Consider the following 21,542-nt stretch of genomic DNA (forward strand, 5'->3'; position numbering starts at 1 on the left):
CAGCCGCCGCTGGTGTTCATTCAAGTGCCCGGCTATTAACTCGTAGCGTTGCTTAATCGGATTAGGCATCATGACGGCGCCCCTCTCCATTGATCGCCTCTAACTCATTAGACAATAAATTGTTTTTATTTCCGGACAGACCCCAAGAACTGCGTATCCCAAAACACCTTACTGGGCTTGATGTTCCAATGGGCGCCGATGGCGGAACAGAGTTGGCGCAAGCTGGGCGGTTTCAAGCGCTTGCCCGAGGTGGTGCGAGGGGTTCGTTTCCAGGATGGCATCGCCGTCGTCGATCCACCCGGCAAAGCCGAGAACGCTCAGCAGAAAATCGCCGCTTGATTCAAACCGCTTATCCACCAGATTTGACTATGGCTCTCCGGTGGGTTGTGCTAGCAGCTATAAGCTGCTGTTCAGGTGAGTCTGCTAAAGTTCCATTTTCGTGTGCTTCCACATGGGCAGCAGATAGGAGATGGTCGTGAGTACGGTAGAAAAACGCAGTCCATTCGAATTTTCCCCGTCGCCATGGCGTTCGATGGCCATGCTCGTGTTATTGGCGGTGACGATATCCGAAGGCTACGCCGCCTCGGTGGGCGGAGGTTCGCCGCCGATGGCGGGTAAGGCATCCATGTATCTTCCCGATAAGTCCCTCAAGCAGGATTACAGCGTGATCGCGATTCCACTGCAAATTGTGCTGGATGCCGTCACGACGACGGAGGAGAAAGCCGCGCTCGCGACACAGCGTAAGGATCAGCCCTTGAAAGTGGGGTTTGCGCGCGCGATGCCGCAGCCTTATGAGGAGGATTTGTCTCCATCGCTCTCGTGGAAATTGCTGTCGGACGGCGGGCAGGTCGCGGCGTTTTCGATCACCTCGCCGGGCGCGAGCGCGCTGCGGGTGGCGATCGATCTGGAGGGTTTACCCGAAGAGACGGAAATACGCTTTTTCGGAAGCAAGAATTCCGAGACCTTCGGACCCTTCACGGCCAGATCCATCCGTGCCCAGCAGGCGGTGGGAAATTCGGCGGATACCGAATCAGCGCAGGTTCTGTTCTGGTCGCCGGTGATTGAGGGGGAAACCGCCGGGGTGGAGATTTACCTGCCAGCTTCGGTTGAAGGCGGGTTTCCGATTCGGGCGCCGAAAATACAGCATCTGACTCAGTCGTTCCAATATCCAGAGACGAAGAATCTTTCTCAGATTGGAAACTCTGGCTCTTGCAACATCGATGTCAAATGCCGGGATACCCTGCCCGATAATCTAAGCGCCGCAGTGGCCAAAATCATTTTCAGCGATGCCGACGGCAGCTATTTATGCACGGGAACGTTGCTCAACGACAACGATTCCAGTAGCTGGATTCCCTATTTCATGACGGCGAACCACTGCCTATCGACCCAATCCGTCGCCAATACCATCGATAGTTACTGGTTTTTCGAACGTGCAGTCTGCGGGGGGGCGAATCCCACCTCCGTCACTCATTTCACCGGCGGCGCCGACCTGCTTGCCACCGGTACCAACAGCGATTTCAGCTTCCTACGCTTGCGGGATACTCAAATCAGTAGCTTGTCGGGTATCCAGTTTGCCGGTTGGAGCACTAATAATCCAACCGGTTTGACGGTGATTGGCATACACCATCCAATGGGCGACTTGAAAAAATGGAGTCAAGGCACCGCCGATGGATATGCTCCATTGTTAATGCCGGTAGATGGAACCGGTAGTCACATCCATATAACTTGGTCGCAAGGAATCACCGAAAAAGGGAGTAGTGGGTCCGGGATCTTCGCCATTACCGGCGAGCAAGACGGCCAGCAACTTTTTGTTGGTAGTTTGAGTGGTGGTTATTCATACTGCTCAGACCCGACAGCGCCCGATTGGTATGGTCGTTTCGATTTGACCTACCCTTCGGTCAGCCAATGGTTGGATGCGTCCGGTAGCGGAAGCGGAGCCCATCTGGAAAGCCCGCAACAGGATTCTTTCGAGAGCGGCATCGGCTTGATCCGGGGTTGGGCCTGTCAAGCCAACAAGGTGGAAATCCAGATCGACGGTGGCGCACGGCAACGAGTGGCCTACGGCACCACCCGGGAAGACACGTCCGCAACCTGCGGTGATACCGACAACGGCTTTGGATATACCTTCAACTGGAACACCCTGGGGAGCGGTGGCCACAATTTGCGAGCCTTCGCCGATGACGTGGAGTTCGCCAACGTCAATTTCACCGTGACCACCCTGGGCGTGGAGTACCTGGAAGGAGCCAGCGGCACATACACCCTGCCCGACTTCCCGCAAGCCGGCAGCAACGTTGTCATAAGCTGGGCCGAGCCGCATCAGAATTTCGTGATCTCCGGGACCAGCAAAGCGGCCACGGGATCGACGACGGTCACCACACGGGCCGGGTCGTCCGCAAGTCTGGAGAGTCCGCAACAGGGTTCCTTCGAAAGCGGCATTGGCCTGATCCGGGGGTGGATCTGCCAAGCGAGCACGGTGGAAGTACAGATCGACGGCGGCGCGTCGCAACGGGTGGCCTACGGCACTACCCGGCCCGACACGGCAGCGGTCTGCGGCGACGACAACAACGGCTTTGGCTATACCTTCAATTGGAACCGGCTGGGCAATGGCAGCCACAACTTGCGGGCCTTCGCCGACGGCGTGGAGTTCGCCAACGTCAACTTCACCGTGACCACCCTGGGCGTGGAGTATCTGCAAGGAGCCAGCGGTCTGTATCGTCTGCTTGATTTCCCGCAAACCGGGAGTAGCGTCGTCGTAAACTGGGCCGAACCGAATCAGAACTTTGTGATTGTCTCGTTTACCGGATCGTAGTCGGCGTCGGAATGATGTGGCGCGGGGCAACCTCGCGACAGCCCGGGCAGTTCGAGCCATGCCCGGTATTGATCGATGGCGTTCGGATAGGTGGTGTTTCACGATCCCAAACAGCGAGGTAACGGCGATGGCGAATGACGAACGATTTGCCCCGACGATGCTGAACGGACTGGACGACAGCCGGTGCGCCCTGCTGGATCTGCTTGGCGGCCTGCGGCGGGCGCTGGTGTGGTACACGCCGCTGATACGGCCTGAGTTGTACGACGATCCCGACGTGCTCGATGCCATCCGCAAGCGGGTGGTGAGCCAGCCCAAGTTGCGCCTGCATCTGGTGTTGCCGCCAGCCAGGGAATGGCGCGGCGACTGCCCCCGGTTGGCGCGACTGAGCGAACGCTTGACCAGCGCGTTGCTGCTGCATACCCCGAACCGGCCGGAAATCCCGGACCGGCCGGAACTGAGTCAGGCGTTCGTTATCGCCGACGAGCGGGCACTGTTGCGTTTCAGCGATCCGCGCCGCTTGATCGGCGGCTACGAGCCGGAACCTGGCGAGCGCATGAAGGAGTTGCTGGAACTGTTCCGCCTGATCTGGGAGCGATCGCAGCCCGATCTCGACCTGCGACGGCTGGGAATCTAGGCAGGCGCCAGCCCCCACCGTTCCAGCAGTTTCGGCCGGTTCAATTCCAGCCATTGCAGGGCGATGATCGGTGCGGCCGAATTGATGCGACCGGTGTGCAGCAGCTCCAGCGCCTCGGCGCGGGAGACCAGGTGCAAGCGGATGTCTTCATGCTCGGAAGCGAGCCCGCGGATGCCGGGAGCGAGGTTCGAGGTGTCCACCCGGCCACAGAACAGGGTGATGCTTTCGGAGGTGCCGCCGGGGCTGACCAGATAGTGGCAGATAGGAAGCAACTCCAGTAGCTCGCAGCCGGCTTCTTCCTCGGTTTCGCGCCGCGCCACTTCCTCGGTGGTTTCGGCGGGGTCGTCCATGATGCCGGCGACGATCTCCAGCAGCCAAGGGCCGCCGGGAAACTCCAGCGCGCCGACCCGGAATTGCTCCAGCAAAACCACTCGATCTCGATCCGGGTCGAACAGTAGGACCGCAACCGCATGGCCGCGCTCCAGACATTCGCGGGTGATTTCCGGGCTCCAGCCGCCGGCGAACAGTTCGTGGCGCAGGCGGTATTGTTCCATGCGGAAAAACCCGCGATAGCAGAGGATCTTGTCGAGGATGGTAAATTGGTGATTCATGGCAGGTCCCGCGCGGATGGAAAGAATGACCCAGCTTGTCGCCGGCGGTCGGCCGGCCGAGGGTAGCGGAGATATTCGGATGATCATGATAACTCGATACGGTGGCCGGTCGTGGGTCTGGGCAGTTCTGGTACTGGCGATGACGGCCTGCTCGCCCCCAGCCGATTCCCCCGAGACTGAAATTCGTCAATTCATCGCCCGGGCTCAGGTCGCGGGCGAGGAGCGCAACCTGCGTGATTTGCGCGGGTTGATTGCGGATGACTACAGCGATGCCCAGGGTCGCGATCGCAAGGCGGTGGAAGGTCTGATCCGGTTGCATGTCCTGCGCCATCAATCCGTCCATTTATTCACCCGGATTCGCGACATCGTGCTTACGGACCCGGATCATGCCACGGTCAGCGTGGCGGCGGCGCTGGCCGGTCGGCCGGTGGCCAGCGCCGACCAATTGGTCGGTCTGAACGCCGATCTTTACCGCTTCGACTTCACGCTGATCCGCCGAGGCCGGGATGATTGGCAGGTTCTGCACGCCGCCTGGGAGCGGGCGAAGCTGGATGATTTTTGGTAGCGTCGCTCGGTGCTTGGAGAGGGCAGCATGAAACCCGAACTTGCAAGACGGGCGTTCCTGGTCGTGGGATTGGCGGTGCTGCTGCAAGCGTGCGGTGGGGACGATGATGGTGGCGATGTGCCGCCGACGCCGACGCCGCCAGCCACCCAGTTTACCTTGAGTGGCACGGTGCGGCCGGCCTCCGGCGTCGCTTCGGACAGCGATGTCAACGATCCGCTGGCTCCCTACCGCGCCAACGATACGGTTGCCGACGCCCAGTCGCTTCCCAACCCGGTCACGCTCGGCGGCTACGTCAACCAACCCGGCGCTGGACCGGCGGGCCGATCGCGCAGCGGCGGCGATGCGAGCGATGTGTACAAGATCAAGCTGCTGGCCGGTCAGCAGATCAGTCTGCAAGTCGCTGGCGACGGCATTCAGAACGATCTGGATCTGGGGCTGGCCGATATCGAGGGCAACATTCTCGACGCGGCGGTTAGCCAGAACCGGGTGGAATCGCTGACGGTGACCACGGGCGGCGACTATCTGCTGGTCGTGACCGCGGATCGTGGCGCGTCGAATTACGTGCTGACCGTTGGTCAGTCGCTGGCGTCGACCGCAGGGGGGATGCGGTTGAGCGATCCATTCGTCGTGGGCGAGGCAATCACTCGCTTTCAGCCAGCGGCGGTGCGGCGCGATGGCTTGCGGGCTCAACTGCGGGCGCTGGGTTTGATGGCGGATCGGCCGGCGGAATCCGAGCCGCGCAATGCGCTGGTCGATTTGGCGGGGCTGAAGCGGAGCGCGGCCTATCGAAAACTGGCCAGCACCACTCAGGCCCATTTCCCCGGTGGTTTCCAGATCGTCGATTCGGTCCTGCGGGAGAAATTGGAAACCCTGTATTCGATTAAGGCGATGAGGCGCGATTCGGATATCGCGGACGCGGGACCCAACTACATCCGCCGCGCGCAGTTCGTTCCCAACGATCCGCTGTACCGCTTCCAGTGGCATTATCCGCAGATCAATCTGCCGCAAGCCTGGGATCTGACCACCGGTACCGATGCGATCGTGGCGGTAATCGATACCGGTGTCGTGCTCAGCCATCCCGATCTGCAAGGGCAGTGGGTGGCGGGCTACGATTTCATCAGCAATCCCAGCAACGCCGGCGACGGCGACGGCATCGACGCCAATCCGGACGATCCCGGTGACGGCACCGATCCCGGCGGCGGCAGTTCCTTCCACGGTACCCACATCGCCGGCACGGTGGCGGCCGCCACCAACAACAGCGTCGGGGTCGCGGGCGTCGCCTTCGGTGCCAAGGTCATGCCGTTGCGCGCCCTGGGTCGATTTGGTGGCACCGATTACGACATCGAACAGGCGGTGCGGTACGCCGCCGGTCTGCCCAACGACTCCGGCACCGTGCCGCCGCGCCGCGCCGACGTGATCAACCTCAGCGTCGGTGGTCCCGGTTTCTCCACCGCCACCCAGGCGGTTTACGATCAGGCGCGCGCCGCTGGCGTGGTCATCGTCGCCGCCGCCGGCAACGAGGGCAGCAGTACGCCGTTCTATCCGGCGGCCTTTCCCAGTGTGTTGGGTGTCGGTGCCGTGGACATCGACAAGGCACGGGCGCCGTATTCCAATTTCGGCACCGCCGTCAGCGTGGTCGCGCCCGGCGGCAATACCGCCCGCGACGTGAACGGCGACGGTAAGCCGGACGGCGTGCTCAGCACCGCCGCCAGCGACAGTAGCGGCACGCTGGTCAACGATTACGCCATCTGGCAGGGAACCTCGATGGCGACGCCGCATATGGCTGGGGTGCTGGCGCTGATGAAGTCGGTGGCGCCGAAGCTGACGCCCCAGGATATCGAGCGGCTGCTAGCCAGCGGCGCGCTGACCGAAGATTTGGGCACGCCAGGGCGGGACGAGCAATTCGGTGACGGTCTGATTAATGCTTACAAGGCAGTGGTCGCCGCCGCCGACAGCGCGGGGCGACCGGTGAACCCGATGCCCATTCTCACGATCAGTCCGGCGGCGCTGAATTTTGGCATCAGCCTCGATAGTCAGACCTTGACGGTGCTCAATGGCGGCGGCGGCGAACTGAGCGTGAATCCGCCCACCGAAGACTCCGGTGGTTGGTTGAGCGTGACGCCGACCCAAGTGAACGCCGACGGCACCGGTAGCTACACGGTCGCGGTGCGGCGCGACAATCTGGCGGATGGCGTGTACAGCGCGACCATGACCTTTACCTCCAATGCCGATACGATCTCGGTCGGCGTGATCATGCAGGTGGCCAATCATCTGAGCGTTGGCTCGGTCGGGCAGCAATATGTGCTATTGGTCAAGCCCGATAGCGGCGAAACCGTGAAGGATGCGACCGGACAGTTGCAGCCGGACGGTAGTTACACCTTCACCCTGTCGGACATCCCGGCCGGCACCTACCAGCTTTTCGCTGGTTCCGACGCCAACAACGATCTGTTTATTTGCGATGCCGGCGAATCTTGCGGCGCCTATGTCACCCTCGATGCGCCGGTGACCATCGAGGTCGATCGGGATATGAGTGGCTTGGATTTTGTCAGCAGTTACCTCGTGCAGCTACCGGGTGTCCAGACCACCGCCAAGCGCGAAACCGGGATACGGCGAGGCACGAATCAGTGAGTGGGTGGTTCGTAATGAGACGATCACGCCGGATGCTGGCGGCGTTGGCGTTGCTTTCGGGTTGCGCCCAAACCGGCGCTGGAGAAGAGACGGCGTTGCCGGTGGAATCGTTATACGGCGGCAGCCAGTGCGGCGGTTTGGAACGCCCCATCGTGATCTGGATTGCCAATGCGGCGGCGTGGCGGTCCTGGCATGGGCGGATCGTCAGCCCGCAAATGAGCTTGCCGTCCCCGCCGATGGTGGATTTCAGCCGGGAGGGGGTATTGCTGGTTGCGATGGGGACGCGACCCTCGGCCGGTTACGGTCTGAGCCTGGCGGGTGAATCGGCGACCGTGCGGGATGGCGTGCTGTCGGTGCGGGTGGACTGGCGCGAGCCGCCACCGGGCTATCGGCAAGCGCAGGTCGTGACCAGCCCCTGTTTGGCGCTCAAAGTACCGGCCGTGCCGTTCGCGCGGATCACGGTGCTGGACCTGGAAGGTCGGGTGCGGCTGGAAGGGGTTCGTTAAGCGGTTGGCGCGCTAGCGGGTCCTGCCGGTAGAACGCCTGAAGCTGCTGGTAAACCTCCGGGTAACCGGTAAGCACCCTGTCGGGGGCGGTAAAAAAAGCTTCGCTGATCACCGCGAAGAATTCGCCGGGACTGTCAGCGGCATAAGGGTCCAACAGTGTCGGTAGGCCTCGGTCCACCTCCCGGCACAGCCGTTGATACGCATCGTTGAAGACACGGCTCCATTCTTGTATCGGCATGTTGCGGTGCAGCGGCGGCAAGCCGTTGACCTCGCCGGTCAGCATATCCAGCTTGTGGGCCATTTCGTGGATCACCACGTTGTAGCCCGGTTCCGCGGCGCTGGCCGCGACGTCGGCCCAGGACAGGATCACCGGCCCGCGCTCCCAGGCTTCGCCGATCAGTGGCCGATGGTCGCTGTGGACCAGACCGTTCGGGTCGGTGTATTCATGCCGGGCCAGGAACCCTTCAGGGTAGAGAATCACCGAACTCCAGCCCCGGTAGTAGTCCAGTCCGAGATTCAGGATCGGCAAACAGGCTTGAGCGGCAATGCACAATCCCATCTCGGGCGTCAGCTCCAAACCACCGGCTGGTTCCAGCGCCTTTTCATGTAGAAACAGCGTCGCCAAATCGCGCAGCCGGTCCCGTTCCGTCGGATTCAAACGGTCCGCCAGCGGCAGTACCGCCACGGCCGCCCGCCATGTGCTTGCCGGAATGCGGATTCGCTCTAGCCGGCGGCGGCGCAGCCAGCTCCGCAACAGGGCAAGCATCAGGTGACTCGGCGTTGTCGAGATTAGGCGAGATTCCCGCCTAATCTTTCCGCTCTTCTTGCGCCTTGGCTGCCCGCGCCCGTTCCAGATAGCGATCCGACCAGCGTGCCAGCGCATAGATGGGGTAGCCGATGACCATCACCGCCAGCAGGATGCAGACGGTCAGGGCGACGGCTTTGGGCAGCCGTGCCCACCATTCGTTGACGAAGTACACCAGCCCCCAGAGCAGCAAGCCGGTGATGCCGAGGGAACCCAGAAGAGCCAGAATGTCGCTGCGTTGCATGGGGAAGCTCCGTTGGAGGCATGCCGCCGTGAGGGGGTGTTACGGTCGCCGTCGGGCAATCCGCGCTGCATGCGGGATGCCGCTACCGTGCGTGTCGGTTCCGTTTTACCAGCGGCTTGAAGAGATGAGCCGGTTGCCGCGTGGCGCGGCGTTTTTCCCGATGAGCCGGTAAGGCTGGACGATGGCGGCTGGCCAGCATCCGACAGTTTGATCAGCAAGGATTATGAGATCGGGCTCTATTTCCGGCAAGCGTTGAGCGGATTTCGGGAGTCGCCATAAGATCGATCGGGCGGGTTCGGCCGTGCTGGACAGGTCCGAGGAAGCGGTGACGCGAATCCTTGCCGCGTCGGGTTGGCAAGGGGTGGGCGGCAACCCTCTCCACGATTGTCTATAGTCACAGGATTCCGCCCGCCGCCGGGCGGCATGATCCGTGACGGATCGAGCATTGTCTTCGAATGTGGATGGGTATGTCGCAATCGCTGTTTTTGGCATTTACTTACGCGCTGGTCGCGGCGTTCTGGATCTTCGGGTCCGATCAACTTGTGCTGTGGTTGGGCGTCGGTCCGGCGGCGCTGACTCGCATACAAACCGCCAAGGATTGGTTTTTCGTGGCGGTTACCGCTCTGCTGCTGTATTTGACCCTACGCCGCTTCGAAGTCGAACGCGATGCGATGAACGACCGGGTTGGTCGGGTCGTTTCCACTCCTCGAACCGCGTTGACGCTGGTCGTGGTGCCGGTGGCCCTGATCATGATCGTTGCGATGCTGGGCGCCGTTGCTTACCGCGAAGTGATCCAGAACCTGGGTTACAACGAGTTGGCTCGCATCCGCTGGCTGGCGTTGTGGATTGGTTTCGTGTTGCTGTTCGCGCTGGGCACCGGTGCCGCCGGTATTGTGCTGTGGTGGCAGAACGCCAAGTCGCGCTTCGAACTGGAGCACCTGCGCGACGAACTCGAACGCGCCAATCTCCAGCATCGCTACGAGCAACTCGCTCAGCAATCGCTGGATGTCGTGCTGTTGTTGGGTGAGGACGGTACCATCATCGAAGCCAACGACCAGGTGTGGAACTATTACGGCCTCCGTCCAGAGGAGTTGAAAGGACAACATGTCAGTGTGCTGCGGGCGCCCTCCTGGCAGGATGCAGTGGAGAACGATTATCGTCGGGTGGCCGCCGCCGGCGGAGCGCTGTTCGAGGTGCTGCACCAGCGACGGGATGGTGCCACGTTCCCGGTCGAAGTCAGCGCGCGTCCCCTGACCAGTCGGGAACACCGCTACTATCAGTCCGTGGTCCGCGATATTTCCGAACGCAAGCAGGCAGAAGCCGCGTTGGCCGAGCGGGAGCGGCGCTTTCGCGGTACGTTCGAGCAGGCGGCGGTCGGCATTGCCCACATCGCACCCGACGGCCGCTGGCTGCGGGTCAACGACCGGCTGTGCGCGATCATCGGTTACCCGCGCGTGGAACTGCTGCAAAAGAGTTTTCAGGACATTACTCATCCCGACGATCTGGACAAGGACCGGCATTTGATGAATCAGATTCTGTCGGGCCAGATCCAGACCTATTCGATGGAAAAGCGCTATCTGCATAAGAATGGCGCGGTGGTGTGGATCGATCTCACGGTGTCGTTGGTGCGGGACGCCAGCGGGCAGCCGGAGTACCTCATCAGCGTGATCGACGACATCACCAGTCGCAAATTGGCCGAGCAGCGCTTGGCGCGGATCACCCGATTTTACGCGGCGCTGAGCTTGACCAGTCAGACCATCTTGCACAACGAGGGGACCGACGGATTGTTCGAGGAGGTCTGTCGGATCGCGGTCAAGTGTGGCGACCTCAAGGGTGCCTGGATCGGTTTGCGAGATCCGCACACCCAGCAGTTGCGCGTGGTGGCGGCTTACGGCGAACTGCGCGGCCGGTTGGCGTCGCTGGACCCGATGATCGAGTCGGGTGGTGGTGCCCTGCCGTATCGGCCGGCGCAAGTCGTGCTGGCCAGCGGCTCGCACTGGGTCGGCAACGATTTGTTCTACGATAGCGGCGAGGAAGCTCCCGACTGGCAGATTCTGATGGCGACCGCCGGAGTGCGGTCTTGCGCGGTTTTCCCGTTGAAGCGGGCGGGCGCGGTGGTGGGCGCACTCAATCTGTTCGCCTCCGAGCCGGAATTCTTCGATCTGGAGTTGACCGCGCTACTGGACGAAATGGTCGCCGAAGTTTCCTTCGCGCTGGACAGCTTCGAACGCGAACGCCAACGCCAGCAGGCCGAGGCGGCGTTGCGGGATAGCGAAGGCCGTTACCGCTTGTTGTTCGAGGCACACCCGGTGCCGATGTGGGTATACGATTTGGAGACCTTGCGGTTCCTGGCCGTCAACGATGCCGCCATCGATCATTACGGCTACAGTCGCGCCGAATTCCTGGCGATGACCATCGCCGACATTCGCCCGTCGGAGGATGTGCCGGGCCTGCTGGAAAGCATCGCCCAGGTCAAGGAAGGATTGGTGCGGGCCGAGGCCCGCAGGCACTGCAAGAAGGATGGCGTGCCGATCGATGTCGAAATCGTTTCCCACACCCTCGATTGGGGTGGCCGCCGCGCCAAAATGATCATGGCCCACGATATCACCGCTCAGTTGCGGATCGAGCGGGAGCTGCTACTGGCCGCTGCGGTTTACGAACAAAGCACCGAAGGGATTCTGATCAGTGATGCCGAGAATCGCATTATTTCGGTCAATCGGGCTTTCACCAGAGTGACGGGTTATTCATTGGAAGACGTGCGTGGGCGGAATCCCAACATTCTGTCTTCGGGCCGGCACGATCAAGAGTTCTACAGTTTAATGTGGGCGGATTTGGAACGGGTAGGGCATTGGCAGGGAGAAATCTGGAATCGACGCAAGAACGGCGAGATCTATCCTGAATGGCTGGGGTTGACTCTGCTGCGTGATGCCAAGGGTCGGACCGTCAACTATGTGGCTATCTTTAACGACATTGGCGCCATCAAGGCGGACAGCCGTCGGTACGGTGTTCGCTCCGCGACAGTGCCTCCAACCATGGATTCCTGACCGCGCCACCGGTCGTTTCCCGTCGCCCGCGAGGATGGGCTCTTCGTCTTTTCGACAAGGTGATCAAATTCCATTTCGCCGAACCCGTTCGAACTAATTCGGCTCGACAGGCCGAAATGGCTTGTCCAAAATGACCAAGTAGATGGTAATGTCCATACGATAAACCATAAAATCAAATGGTTAAAATATGGCGTGCAATTTGCGGGTATATCGGTGTTTGTGGGCGCGGCTCTGGGCGGTTCCGAATTGCTTCGATCGATTTCGAAACCTGGGAGGCGCCAAAGCGAGCGATGAAACCGGTAATCTGATTGTGAGGAGCAAGCCACCATGCAAATGTCCGACGACACCATCAAGAAATATCCCAAGCTGCATTATTACCTGAAGGTCAATATGCCCCAAGTTGCCGAGGTGCATAAGATCATCAACGCCATCCAAAAACTGGCTGGAAAAGTGACCAAGGAGACCATCAAGAATGCCCTGAAATGGGGTCAGGGACCCACGATCCAGGTGGTGCACAATCTGATGTGCGCCGGCAAGAAAGCCTATGGCTGCTACTCGTGGGGTTCCAATGTATTGCGGATCGACGAGAAACTGGTGAAGGATTTCGAAGCGGGCAAGGGTTTGGTGACCATGAAGAATGGCAAGAAAGTCTATCTGGTTGGCGTGACTATCCTGCATGAACTCACTCACTGGGCCGATGCCCAGGATGGTGTCGATGACGCCGTGCCGGGCGATCCGACGAACGAGGAAGGCGAAGCTTACGAGAAAGGGGTTTACGGCGAAGTCTTGGGCTGAAGGTAAACCATTATTCGACAGAAAAGGATGGCGTGAATGAAAAGACCTTCGATTCGTTATGTGCTGTCGTTATTGGTGCTGATCCTTGGAATGGCAACGGTTCAGGCTGGTGAAACGACCCGATCTTCCGGGCCGCCGTTACCCGACAAATTACGGCATGTTTTGTTTGTCGGCGCGGACGGTTCGAGTTGCAAGAAAGCGGTTGTGATTCGGAATGCCGCAAACAACATGGAAGGGGTCGCCGCCGAGAAAGTCTGGGTTGCCTGGAAGTATCCGAATGCCAAGGTAAAGGGGCAGGGCGTCAGCGGAATCAGAAACAGGACTTTCGATCGTTTGGACATTGAAACCGCCAGCGGTGAATCGAAAACGATTTGTTTCGACATCACCGACTTCTTTGGGCAGTGGTGACATGTGGCCTGAGTCGAATCGCGCAGGTTGTGGTGGCACGGAACCCGCTGCTTGTTCCGTGCCATTTTCGTGTTAAGCGTCCTCTAAGCAGAGGGGCCAGCCATCCTGAATAACAATCAGGCGGCATCCAACGCGGCGTCGGTCTTGCCGGATTCCTGTCGCAATGCCCGGTTGACCGCGCTGACCACCGCCCTCAATGAAGCGGTGACGATGTTGCCGTCGACCCCGACCCCGAACAGCGATACGGGATCGCCGTCCATGCACACCTCGACGTAGGATACGGCAGTGGCGTCGGCGCCCGCGCCTATGGCGTGTTCGTGGTAATCCACCACTCGGACATTCAGGCCGAAATGCCGGTTCAGTGCATCGGTAAAAGCGTCGATCGGGCCGTTGCCCTTGCCCGAGAGCGGCCGTTCCCGTCCATGCTCGCGAACCGTCGCGGTCAGCTTGCAGGCACCGCCGGTGTGGCCATCGGGCGCGGTACGGTACTCGATGAAACGAAACGGCTGGTCCGTTTGCAGATATTCGGCTTGAAACGCCGCCCAGATATCCGCCGAGGCGAGTTCCTTACCGGTGGCATCGGCGATGGCCTGCACCCGCTGGCTGAACTCGACCTGCAAGCGGCGCGGCAGCCGCAGGTCGTGATCCTTCTCCAACAAGTAGGCGATGCCGCCCTTGCCGGACTGGCTATTGACCCGGATCACCGCCTCGTAGCTGCGGCCCAGGTCGGCCGGATCGATCGGCAGATAGGGCACCTCCCAACGTGGATCGCCAGTCGCCCAACGTTGTTCCTGGGCGGTGAAACCTTTTTTTGATCGCGTCCTGGTGCGAACCGGAAAAGGCGGTAAAGACCAAGTCGCCGGCATAGGGATGGCGTGGATGTACCGCGATCTGGTTGCAGTATTCGGTGGTGCGGACAATCTCGTTCATCACCGAAAAATCCAGACCGGGATCGATGCCTTGGCTATGGAGATTCAGCCCCAGGGTGATGAGATCGACATTGCCGGTGCGCTCGCCATTGCCGAACAAACAACCTTCGACCCGGTCGGCGCCCGCCATCATCGCCAGTTCGGCGGCGGCCACGGCGGTGCCGCGGTCATTGTGGGGATGGACGCTGATGATCACGGCATCCCGGCGCGAAAGATGGCGGCAGAACCACTCGATCTGGTCGGCGTAGACATTGGGTGTTGCCACTTCGACGGTCGCCGGCAGGTTGAGGATCGCCTTGCGCTCCGGCGTCGGTTGCCAGATGTCGAGTACGGCCTCGCAGACTTCCAGCGCGAAATCCATCTCGGTGAAACAGAACGTTTCCGGTGAATACTCGAACTGCCATTCGGTGTCCGGCTGTTCAGCGGCGCATTCGACGAACAGCCGGGCGCCGTGACGGGCCAGCTCGATCAAGCCGGCGCGGTCGAGACCGAACACCACCTCGCGGAATATCGGCGCGGTGGCGTTGTAAAGATGTGGGATCGCGCGCTTGGCGCCGCGCAGGCTGTCGAAGGTGCGACGAATCAGTTCCTCGCGGGACTGAGTGAGCACTTGGATAGCTACGTCGTCCGGTACGCGCTCGCCTTCGATCAGATCGCGCACGAAATCGAAGTCGGTCCGCGAAGCGGAGGGAAACGCGACTTCGATCTGTTTGAAACCCATGCGGACCAGCAACTCGAAGAAGCGGAGCTTGCGTTCGCGGTCCATCGGTTCGATCAGCGCTTGGTTGCCGTCGCGCAGATCCGAACTGCACCAGATCGGCGCTTGGGCAAGGGTTCGCGAGGGCCACCGCCGGTCCGGCAACTGGATGGGCGGGAAGGGACGGTATTTTCGAGTGGCGTCGACGTTCATCGGGAAATTCCTCTCTCAAGACAGGTGGCGGATGTTGATGCGATACGGGGACGATGCGGCGCGATACGGCCGCCGGGCAGCCGCTAGGCCCGACGACCGCGGCTTAGTCGCAGTAGGGTCAGGGAGAGGAAAAGGGCGAAAACGACGGGCTGGCCAGTGCGGCTGGAAACGAAGGAGAAGGTGATGCGGGATCGATAAGACTCAAGCATGGGGCAATCCTCGTGAACGGTTCGGTATCGAGAAACTGCAACAGCGAAACCCGGCGCTCCCCTCAGGAGGCCGGGCGACTCAGTCGTAGTTCGAACCGTTCAGTGGATTGCATATTCATGGTGTGGAATATCGCTTTATGATTGCCTGGCGGAAGGTCGATTAAGCAGAGATCTTCTAGACGCGGCGCCCAGAATTTTTGGTGGGTACTGCTTTTTTTGCCGCGATGACGCGATCTGGCCTGGTAGATGATAACCCCTGCGGTTATCAACAGAAATCCACAGAATTTCCCGCCAACCGTTTCGAGACCCACGATCGCAAACACGCCTCCGGCACCGTACAGATATGGGAGCGCTTCATAGATGGGTTGGGGGATCATTGAGATTCCTAGCAGTTCCATTTGGGCAAAATACTATTTTTTTTATCGTAGCAAAGCAATCCTCAATGTCAAGCTCATATAACGATTGCAAATCGCGCCGGGTTTATCAACAATCACACGACTATCAATGAGCTGAAGGGGTTCTCACACATGGCGGATGGTCATCACTCTTTACCAACGACGATAGTCTGGGATCTGCCAACCCGACTGTTTCACTGGACCCTGGTGGGGTTGATGATCGTCCAGTGGTGGACCGCCGAAAATAGTGGAACCATGAATTATCACGTTTGGGGTGGTTACGCAGTGTTGGTGCTGGTGTTGTTTCGCCTGATTTGGGGTGTGGCGGGCAGTGAGACCGCCCGGTTCGGCGATTTCGTGCGCGGCCCGGGCGCGGCGCTGGCTTACGTCAAGGCGCTGTTGCGCGGCGAGACGCCGCTCTACTTGGGCCATAACCCCATGGGAGGATGGTCGATCGTGCTGATGCTGATATTACTGCTGGTGCAGGCCGGTACCGGACTGTTCGCCAACGACGATATTCTGATCGAAGGACCGCTGTATTCGTGGGTCTCGAAAGACACCAGCGATTGGCTGACCGGCATTCATCACTTCAATTTCAACCTGCTGTTGGCGGTTATTGCGCTCCATGTCGTGGCGGTGCTGTTTTATCTGCTGGTCAAGCGCGAGAATCTGATTCATCCGATGCTGAGCGGCCGCAAACGCTTGCCGCCGGAGCTGGCCGGACAGGTTCCGCGCTTGGTCAGTCCGTGGCGCGGACTGGCGGCGCTGGTGGTCGTGGGTTTGAGTGTCTGGTTGCTGGTCCGCTGAAGGCGGCCGAAAACGAAAAAGGCCATGTCGGAGCATGGCCTTCTCGGGATGGCGCCTCTGAGGTCGCTCAGTCCGTGCGGAATTCCTTATGGCACGCCTTGCAGGTTTCGGCGGTTTTGCCGAACTGCGCTTTGATGGCAGCTTGATCGCCGCCCTTGGCCACTTCGGTCAGCTTGATGGCCGCCTCCTGGAAGTCGTTCATTTTGGCTTCGAACTGATCCCAGTGGGTCCAGATTTCCGGTTTGGCCTCGGTATCCTTCACCGCGTCCGGGCCGGAGCCTTTCGGAAAGCCCGCGATGGCTGTTTTACTCATCATTTCGACATATTGCGCATGGCGAGCCACGGCGGCGGCGTCGAACGGGATTTCGCCCTTCATCATTGCGCCGATGGGTTTGAAGTGCCATCCGATGACGGTGTAAACGGATTGTCGGTAGCGGACGGCGTCTTCCGGTTTCGGGTCGGCCGCGCTGGCTGCGGTCAGAAGGCTCAAGCTCAGTATGCTACCCGCCAAACCGATATATAGCTTGTTCATCAGCTTCGATCCCCTAATTTTGACTAAATTAGTCCAATATGCGTAATCATGCCACATACCCGATATTTTGCAAGGCGAGGCTGAAGCATGGCTGAATCGAGCCGTCAGCCGACCCCGTAAACATGGAGCGCGAGCCAGATCGCCGGCGGGTTGTGGCTGGTCCGTTCCACCCGGTGGCGACGGTGTGCGGGAATCCAAACATAGTCGCCGGGTTCCAGCAATCGCACGGTGTCTTCGTCGGCGAAACGCAGTTCCGCCTGACCTTGCAGTAATACGACCCACTCGTCGCCATCCTGGTCGTACCACTCGCCGGGCGGGGTGGCATGGCCGATGGAAACGATTCGCTCCAGGCGGCAAGCGCCGGTTTGCAGCAGCAGGTCGAATTGCTCCGCCACCAAGCTGGCTGGAATGCCGGCCAGCAGATTGCCGCTTTCGGAACTCATCGGATCAGGAGGGCACGGCGAGGCCCGGAGCCATCGCGATGGCTCCGGGCACGACCGGGAGGTGAGTCGACTGTGGGTACTTCCCGCCACTGGCCGGGTTGCAGGCCGTCCAGCGTCCAATCGTCGATTCGCCAGCGGATGAGCCGTAGGGTCGGATGGCCGATGGCGGCGGTCATGCGTCGGACTTGGCGGTTGCGACCCTCACGCAGCGTGATTTCCAGCCAGACGGTCGGAATTGCCGCCCGGTAACGGATCGGTGGATCGCGCGGCCAGAGCCCGGCGGGTTCCGGGATGCGCTGGACCATGGCGGGTCGGGCGAGGCCGTCGCTGAGTTCGATACCTCGGCGCAACCGCTCCAACGCTGCCTCCGTGGGCTCGCCTTCCACCTGTGCCAGATAGGTCTTGGATTTCTTGTGGCGCGGATGGCTGATGCGGGCTTGCAGCGCGCCGTCGTCGGTCAGCGCCAGCAGCCCTTCGCTATCCCGATCCAGCCGTCCCGCCACGTACACGCTGGGAACCGGCAGATAGTCGGCCAGGGTCGGGCGGCTGGCCGGGTCGGTGAACTGGCTGAGAACGCCGTAGGGCTTGTTGAGCAGGATCAGGCGTGGCATCAGAATTGTCGGCCCAGCAGGATGTAGAGCGAGGTGTTGCCGCCCTTGGCCCAACCGCCGGATAGATAGAAGGGTCCCAGTGGCGTATCCGCGCCCAGAAACAGACTGCCCGCGGGGATCAGTGAGGCCGGATCGATGTCGCTGATGTCTTGCCAGACGCCGCCGATTTCCAGCGAGCCGCCAGCGTATATGGGAATGGTGAACGCCGCCGAGGCATTGTCCAGCCGGTACATGGCGATCAGTTCGCCGAGCGCGGCATATTGCCCCGCGAGTTGATTGGTCTGGTAACCCGATAGATTGAGGAAGCCCCCAAGCGGGAACAGATCCTGGATGCCGAGTTCACCGGAAAGCCGGCCCGCCAGCCTGAGGCGCGGGATAAGAGAGGCTTTGTTCCAGGTAAACGCCTTGGCGGCTTCCAGGCTGAGTGTGCTGAAGTCGTCGCTGGCGCCCAGGGCGGTTCGGGAGTCGTAGAAATTGATGTCGCTGTAATACCCCGAGGTCGGGAAGTTGATGTTATCCAGCGTATCCATCCCCCAGCGGATCGAGTAGCCGCCCTCGTCGAAATCGCCTTCGTTTTCGTCGGACTCGCCGATGCGAAGATCGTTGTGTCCTCCGCCGTAGCGCAGACCCAGCGAGAGACGGCCCCAGCGTTCCAGGTTGCGTCCCACTGCCACGCCGATGTTGGTCCGGTAAACCCGGTATTGCGAAAGATTTTGTAGGGTCAGGTTGTACGCTGTATAGCTGGCAAAGGGGTCGATGAAATAGGTTTGATCGGCGTCGAGCGGTTGATAGAAGTCGGTGGATAGCGCGATGTTGCCGCCGACTTGGGCGATGGAGCGCCACTCCCCGCCCAGCGAGTTCAGTTGCCCCATGGTGTAGGCGGCGGTGAGCGAGAACAGCGATTCGCCTCGCAGACTGGCGCCAAAAGAGAGGCCCAATTCCAGCGTGTCCGTGCCGATGTAGCGTTCCTTGGCTTCGACGATCAACCCGGTCTTGCCGTTTTCCTTGACCAGCGAGTAGTCGACCGCCTGGAAATCGCCCATGCCGTAAATGATGTTGAGGTTGCGATTGAGCTCTTGCGGGTCGAGCCGGTCGCCGGGTTGGATCCGCAATTGACTGGCGATGGTTTGGTCGGACAATCGGGTGTTGTTCTTGATCTGGATGAAGTCGATAACGGGGTGGTCGGTATCGGGTATTGACGGCAGCGCGGCAATGTAGGCTTGGTAGTCGGCCACCGAAAGCGACAACCGACTTAATTCCTTGCGTTTGGTTTGGGCGGCGTCGTAGCCGATGATGACCGCTTCCGGCGAGCGATCGAAATCGGTGCTGCTCAGATCCTTGAGATCCGGCACGATCAGCACGTCCTTGTTCCCCAGCGTCTTTACCTGCTGTTCGACGTTGCGCACGGTCAGGATGGTGGTGAGCTGGTTGGTGATCGACAACACCGAAGTCAGCTCATTGGTGGGGGCCAGCGGCGCGCCCACGTCAACGGCGATGATGACATCGGGCTGGCACAGTTTCCGTACTACGTCGATGGGCAGATTGTCCGAGACCCCGCCGTCCACCAGTAGTTTGTCATCCAGTTTGACCGGCACCAGCGCGCTCGGAATCGACATGCTGGCGCGCATGGCCTTGGCCAGATCGCCGGAACCCAGCACGACTGGGTTGCCGGTGGCGATATTGGTCGCGACGGCCCGGTACGGCACCTTGAGTCGGTCGAAGTCGTGAATTCCAGCCGCCGGCAATGCGAGTTCCTGCAACAACAGCAGCAGGTTCTGGCCTTGCAGCAATCCCTGAGGCAGTTGGATCTTGCCGCCCTGGACGCCGATCGCGGCGTCGGTCAGTAGCCGCCGTTGTTCCTGCTTGGTCCGCCACGGCAGGTCGGCGCGCGGTGGGCCGTCGTTGAACACCTCCGGCCAATCGATTCGCTTGAGGGTTTTATCCATGTCGCTGGGCGTCATGCCGGAGGCATACAAGCCGCCGATGATCGAGCCCATGCTGGTGCCGGCGACGCAATCGACGGGAATGCGCATTTCCTCCAGAAAACGGAGCACGCCGACGTGAGCCACGCCGCGAGCGCCACCGCCACCCAGCACCAGACCGATGCGGGGGCGCTCCGCCGCCGCGGCCTCAAGACGGGTTGAACCGAGAACGACCAATGCCGTCAAGGCGAGCAACAGGCAGGGTAGGGAGCGGTTGGCTCGACGGTCGCGCATGAGGAAAGGCCGTGATGGTGGGGTCTAAGGGGAAATGTTCAGCGGTAATTCAGAAAGATTATGCCAACATTATCATTACGATTCAGTAGGGGATGAGGTTTCGTATCAGACACTTTCCGGCGGCCTGAACGGCGAATCTCCAATCGATCCCCCGCAGTGGGAGCGACTGGTGGAAAGCTTGTCCCCTGTGCCGCCACCGCCATAACGACACTGATGCGCGGAGGTTGTCATGAGCGATCGAAAGCATGAAATGTTGCCGGGTGAACTCCCGGAATCGGTCCGTGAGGAGCGGCGAGATTTTCTCATCAGCCTGGGGCGATGGTCGAAGGCGGTGATCGGTGGGGTGTTGCTGGGCGGCCTGTTGGTTCCTGGGCGCGATGCCGAGGCGGGTGATTGGGGTAATCGGGGCGGTGGTCGGGGCGGCAGTTGGATCAACTTTGGCGGTGGTTGGGGTTGGGGACCACAGCCCTGGGGTTGGGGGTGGTACAACCGGCCCTGGTACAATCGACCCTGGTACAACCGGCCTTGGTACAACCGGCCTTGGTACAACCGACCCTGGTACAACGGCCCCCGTTGGGGCGGGGGCTGGTACAATCGCTGACCGCTCCCGGTTCGAGGCATGGTTTCGATGAACGAATTCACCTACAACATCCCTTTGCGCTTGCTGGCCGCTTACCGACAGGAGCGCTTAATCGTCAGAACCGACGAACCGACCGCGCTCGCCGCCGCGCTGGAAACGGAAGATCCTGAACGAATCGTCGGTGCGCAGATCGTGGCGCTCGATGCCGATTCCGAGCCGTTGAACGCGTGGGCGCCGGGCTTACCGTTGGAATTGATCCTGCGCGATCCCGTCGCTGAATTTCCCTTGCTGTATCGCCACAGCAATTTGCTCGACAACCACCCGACGCGGGTGATCGTTCCGGTTGCGCCAGGATTCGGCAAGGCGGTCAAGGTGGCGGTCTCGCTGGATTTCGCGGTGCGATTGGAAGTCGAGCAACCCGAGCCGGCGTTGATCGAGGAGATGGCGGCGGTGCTGGAGTTCTATCTACATCAGTCCACGGTCGCTCAACCCATCGAATACTTTCATGGTTCCCTGCAAGGGTTTTTCCATGATGAGCCAGTGCCGTTATGGGTGTTGCAGGACGACGATCCGCAGTATCTGCGCTACGTCACCGACGAAGGTGTCGAACGACCGTCCAGGCGGCTGGTGGATCTGAACGCCAATATGGCGTTCGATGCCGGGTTGGAGGCATGGATCGCGCAAGTGTTGGCGGCGGGTGAAGAATGCCAGGGCTGCGAGTTTCTGAAAAACTGCGGCGGCTACTTCAAATGGCCGCGGCGCGATTACGACTGCGTTGGAGTGAAGCGCCTGTTTGGCTATCTGCGGGATGCCGCCGCCGAACTGCGCCGCGATCTGGATGTGGGATCGACTTGACGAACC

The 21,542-nt window shown here is 60.7% G+C and carries 19 protein-coding genes and 2 pseudogenes; 12 read left to right on the plus strand and 9 right to left on the minus strand.

The window, feature by feature from the left end:
- Nucleotides 1-144: 144 nt before the first annotated feature.
- From E4P82_RS19700 to E4P82_RS19710, 3 genes and pseudogenes are all read left to right on the plus strand, one after another.
- Nucleotides 145-339 (plus strand): annotated as a pseudogene (locus E4P82_RS19700) (IS256 family transposase); the annotation flags it as partial.
- A 136-nt stretch (nucleotides 340-475) separates the two neighbouring features.
- Nucleotides 476-2,809, plus strand: coding sequence for a trypsin-like serine peptidase (locus tag E4P82_RS22555; protein ID WP_169250475.1), 2,334 nt, complete (start codon nucleotides 476-478; stop codon nucleotides 2,807-2,809).
- Between the two features lie 127 nt (nucleotides 2,810-2,936).
- Nucleotides 2,937-3,443 (plus strand): DUF7931 domain-containing protein, encoded by a 507-nt coding sequence (locus E4P82_RS19710; RefSeq protein WP_169250476.1) that lies wholly within the window; start codon nucleotides 2,937-2,939, stop codon nucleotides 3,441-3,443.
- Here E4P82_RS19710 and E4P82_RS19715 read toward each other — a convergent pair.
- Nucleotides 3,440-4,054 (minus strand): NUDIX domain-containing protein, encoded by a 615-nt coding sequence (locus tag E4P82_RS19715; RefSeq protein WP_169250477.1) that lies wholly within the window; start codon nucleotides 4,052-4,054, stop codon nucleotides 3,440-3,442. The genes E4P82_RS19710 and E4P82_RS19715 overlap by 4 nt on opposite strands.
- Before the next feature lie 25 nt (nucleotides 4,055-4,079).
- On the opposite strand from E4P82_RS19715, the gene E4P82_RS19720 reads away from it, so the two are divergent.
- From E4P82_RS19720 to E4P82_RS19730, 3 genes are read left to right on the plus strand one after another with little or no spacing between them, the layout of a single operon-like run.
- Nucleotides 4,080-4,619 (plus strand): hypothetical protein, encoded by a 540-nt coding sequence (locus E4P82_RS19720; RefSeq protein WP_169250478.1) that lies wholly within the window; start codon nucleotides 4,080-4,082, stop codon nucleotides 4,617-4,619.
- 27 nt (nucleotides 4,620-4,646) lie between these two features.
- The gene (locus E4P82_RS19725) at nucleotides 4,647-7,247 is read left to right on the plus strand and encodes a S8 family serine peptidase (RefSeq protein WP_169250479.1); all 2,601 of its coding nucleotides are present in this window, start codon (nucleotides 4,647-4,649) and stop codon (nucleotides 7,245-7,247) included.
- Nucleotides 7,248-7,261: 14 nt separating this feature from the next.
- Complete coding sequence (locus E4P82_RS19730; RefSeq protein ID WP_169250480.1) at nucleotides 7,262-7,753, plus strand: protease complex subunit PrcB family protein; 492 nt, start codon at nucleotides 7,262-7,264, stop codon at nucleotides 7,751-7,753.
- Here the strand turns inward: E4P82_RS19730 and E4P82_RS19735 are convergent.
- Both E4P82_RS19735 and E4P82_RS19740 read right to left on the minus strand, forming a co-directional pair.
- The gene (locus tag E4P82_RS19735; RefSeq protein WP_169250481.1) at nucleotides 7,704-8,519 is read right to left on the minus strand and encodes a M90 family metallopeptidase; all 816 of its coding nucleotides are present in this window, start codon (nucleotides 8,517-8,519) and stop codon (nucleotides 7,704-7,706) included. The genes E4P82_RS19730 and E4P82_RS19735 overlap by 50 nt on opposite strands.
- A gap of 40 nt (nucleotides 8,520-8,559) precedes the next feature.
- The gene (locus E4P82_RS19740; RefSeq protein ID WP_169250482.1) at nucleotides 8,560-8,802 is read right to left on the minus strand and encodes a hypothetical protein; all 243 of its coding nucleotides are present in this window, start codon (nucleotides 8,800-8,802) and stop codon (nucleotides 8,560-8,562) included.
- A 467-nt stretch (nucleotides 8,803-9,269) separates the two neighbouring features.
- Between E4P82_RS19740 and E4P82_RS19745 the strand changes: the two genes are divergently transcribed.
- The 3 genes from E4P82_RS19745 to E4P82_RS19755 all read left to right on the plus strand — a co-directional run bounded on the left by E4P82_RS19745 (nucleotide 9,270) and on the right by E4P82_RS19755 (nucleotide 13,049).
- Nucleotides 9,270-11,846 (plus strand): PAS domain S-box protein, encoded by a 2,577-nt coding sequence (locus E4P82_RS19745; RefSeq protein WP_169250483.1) that lies wholly within the window; start codon nucleotides 9,270-9,272, stop codon nucleotides 11,844-11,846.
- 327 nt (nucleotides 11,847-12,173) lie between these two features.
- Nucleotides 12,174-12,641: a hypothetical protein gene (locus tag E4P82_RS19750; protein ID WP_169250484.1), complete on the plus strand. Its 468-nt coding sequence runs from the start codon at nucleotides 12,174-12,176 to the stop codon at nucleotides 12,639-12,641.
- Nucleotides 12,642-12,677: 36 nt separating this feature from the next.
- Complete coding sequence (locus tag E4P82_RS19755) at nucleotides 12,678-13,049, plus strand: hypothetical protein (RefSeq protein ID WP_169250485.1); 372 nt, start codon at nucleotides 12,678-12,680, stop codon at nucleotides 13,047-13,049.
- Between the two features lie 116 nt (nucleotides 13,050-13,165).
- Here the strand turns inward: E4P82_RS19755 and leuA are convergent.
- Both leuA and E4P82_RS19765 read right to left on the minus strand, forming a co-directional pair.
- A pseudogene (leuA, locus tag E4P82_RS19760) lies at nucleotides 13,166-14,888 on the minus strand (2-isopropylmalate synthase).
- A gap of 271 nt (nucleotides 14,889-15,159) precedes the next feature.
- On the minus strand, nucleotides 15,160-15,474 hold the full coding sequence (locus E4P82_RS19765) for a hypothetical protein (protein WP_169250486.1): 315 nt from the start codon (nucleotides 15,472-15,474) through the stop codon (nucleotides 15,160-15,162).
- Nucleotides 15,475-15,624: 150 nt separating this feature from the next.
- On the opposite strand from E4P82_RS19765, the gene E4P82_RS19770 reads away from it, so the two are divergent.
- Complete coding sequence (locus tag E4P82_RS19770) at nucleotides 15,625-16,299, plus strand: cytochrome b/b6 domain-containing protein (RefSeq protein ID WP_169250487.1); 675 nt, start codon at nucleotides 15,625-15,627, stop codon at nucleotides 16,297-16,299.
- Between the two features lie 67 nt (nucleotides 16,300-16,366).
- Here E4P82_RS19770 and E4P82_RS19775 read toward each other — a convergent pair whose 3' ends face one another.
- From E4P82_RS19775 to E4P82_RS19790, 4 genes are all read right to left on the minus strand, one after another.
- A complete protein-coding gene (locus E4P82_RS19775) occupies nucleotides 16,367-16,831 on the minus strand; it encodes a c-type cytochrome (protein ID WP_169250488.1) in 465 nt (154 codons plus the stop codon).
- A gap of 104 nt (nucleotides 16,832-16,935) precedes the next feature.
- Nucleotides 16,936-17,274: a cupin domain-containing protein gene (locus tag E4P82_RS19780; RefSeq protein ID WP_169250489.1), complete on the minus strand. Its 339-nt coding sequence runs from the start codon at nucleotides 17,272-17,274 to the stop codon at nucleotides 16,936-16,938.
- Nucleotides 17,271-17,885, minus strand: a complete 615-nt coding sequence (locus tag E4P82_RS19785) for a pseudouridine synthase (protein WP_169250490.1) — start codon at nucleotides 17,883-17,885, stop codon at nucleotides 17,271-17,273. Before E4P82_RS19785 ends, E4P82_RS19780 begins: the two co-directional genes overlap by 4 nt.
- Nucleotides 17,885-20,101, minus strand: a complete 2,217-nt coding sequence (locus E4P82_RS19790) for a patatin-like phospholipase family protein (protein ID WP_169250491.1) — start codon at nucleotides 20,099-20,101, stop codon at nucleotides 17,885-17,887. Before E4P82_RS19790 ends, E4P82_RS19785 begins: the two co-directional genes overlap by 1 nt.
- Before the next feature lie 229 nt (nucleotides 20,102-20,330).
- Here E4P82_RS19790 and E4P82_RS19795 point away from each other — a divergent pair, with 229 nt between their 5' ends.
- Both E4P82_RS19795 and E4P82_RS19800 read left to right on the plus strand, forming a co-directional pair.
- On the plus strand, nucleotides 20,331-20,702 hold the full coding sequence (locus tag E4P82_RS19795; RefSeq protein ID WP_169250492.1) for a hypothetical protein: 372 nt from the start codon (nucleotides 20,331-20,333) through the stop codon (nucleotides 20,700-20,702).
- Nucleotides 20,703-20,729: 27 nt separating this feature from the next.
- Entirely contained in the window at nucleotides 20,730-21,536 is an 807-nt protein-coding gene (locus E4P82_RS19800) for a hypothetical protein (RefSeq protein ID WP_169250493.1), read from the plus strand.
- Nucleotides 21,537-21,542 lie beyond the last annotated feature (6 nt).

This window comes from Candidatus Competibacter phosphatis, from assembly GCF_012939995.1.
Taxonomy (GTDB): Bacteria; Pseudomonadota; Gammaproteobacteria; order Competibacterales; family Competibacteraceae; genus Competibacter; species Competibacter phosphatis.

Excerpts from the sequence above, each read along its gene's own strand:
- E4P82_RS19725 (WP_169250479.1), top strand. The coding sequence starts at position 4,647 with ATGAAACCCGAACTTGCAAGACGGGCGTTCCTGGTCGTGGGATTGGCG.
- E4P82_RS19775 (WP_169250488.1), bottom strand. The coding sequence starts at position 16,831 with ATGAACAAGCTATATATCGGTTTGGCGGGTAGCATACTGAGCTTGAGC.
- E4P82_RS19710 (WP_169250476.1), top strand. The coding sequence starts at position 2,937 with ATGGCGAATGACGAACGATTTGCCCCGACGATGCTGAACGGACTGGAC.
- E4P82_RS19785 (WP_169250490.1), bottom strand. The coding sequence starts at position 17,885 with ATGCCACGCCTGATCCTGCTCAACAAGCCCTACGGCGTTCTCAGCCAG.
- E4P82_RS19770 (WP_169250487.1), top strand. The coding sequence starts at position 15,625 with ATGGCGGATGGTCATCACTCTTTACCAACGACGATAGTCTGGGATCTG.
- E4P82_RS19735 (WP_169250481.1), bottom strand. The coding sequence starts at position 8,519 with ATGCTTGCCCTGTTGCGGAGCTGGCTGCGCCGCCGCCGGCTAGAGCGA.
- E4P82_RS19720 (WP_169250478.1), top strand. The coding sequence starts at position 4,080 with ATGACCCAGCTTGTCGCCGGCGGTCGGCCGGCCGAGGGTAGCGGAGAT.
- E4P82_RS19795 (WP_169250492.1), top strand. The coding sequence starts at position 20,331 with ATGAGCGATCGAAAGCATGAAATGTTGCCGGGTGAACTCCCGGAATCG.
- E4P82_RS19780 (WP_169250489.1), bottom strand. The coding sequence starts at position 17,274 with ATGAGTTCCGAAAGCGGCAATCTGCTGGCCGGCATTCCAGCCAGCTTG.
- E4P82_RS19715 (WP_169250477.1), bottom strand. The coding sequence starts at position 4,054 with ATGAATCACCAATTTACCATCCTCGACAAGATCCTCTGCTATCGCGGG.
- E4P82_RS19790 (WP_169250491.1), bottom strand. The coding sequence starts at position 20,101 with ATGCGCGACCGTCGAGCCAACCGCTCCCTACCCTGCCTGTTGCTCGCC.
- E4P82_RS19730 (WP_169250480.1), top strand. The coding sequence starts at position 7,262 with ATGAGACGATCACGCCGGATGCTGGCGGCGTTGGCGTTGCTTTCGGGT.
- E4P82_RS19745 (WP_169250483.1), top strand. The coding sequence starts at position 9,270 with ATGTCGCAATCGCTGTTTTTGGCATTTACTTACGCGCTGGTCGCGGCG.
- E4P82_RS19765 (WP_169250486.1), bottom strand. The coding sequence starts at position 15,474 with ATGATCCCCCAACCCATCTATGAAGCGCTCCCATATCTGTACGGTGCC.
- E4P82_RS19740 (WP_169250482.1), bottom strand. The coding sequence starts at position 8,802 with ATGCAACGCAGCGACATTCTGGCTCTTCTGGGTTCCCTCGGCATCACC.
- E4P82_RS19800 (WP_169250493.1), top strand. The coding sequence starts at position 20,730 with ATGAACGAATTCACCTACAACATCCCTTTGCGCTTGCTGGCCGCTTAC.
- E4P82_RS19750 (WP_169250484.1), top strand. The coding sequence starts at position 12,174 with ATGCAAATGTCCGACGACACCATCAAGAAATATCCCAAGCTGCATTAT.
- E4P82_RS19755 (WP_169250485.1), top strand. The coding sequence starts at position 12,678 with ATGAAAAGACCTTCGATTCGTTATGTGCTGTCGTTATTGGTGCTGATC.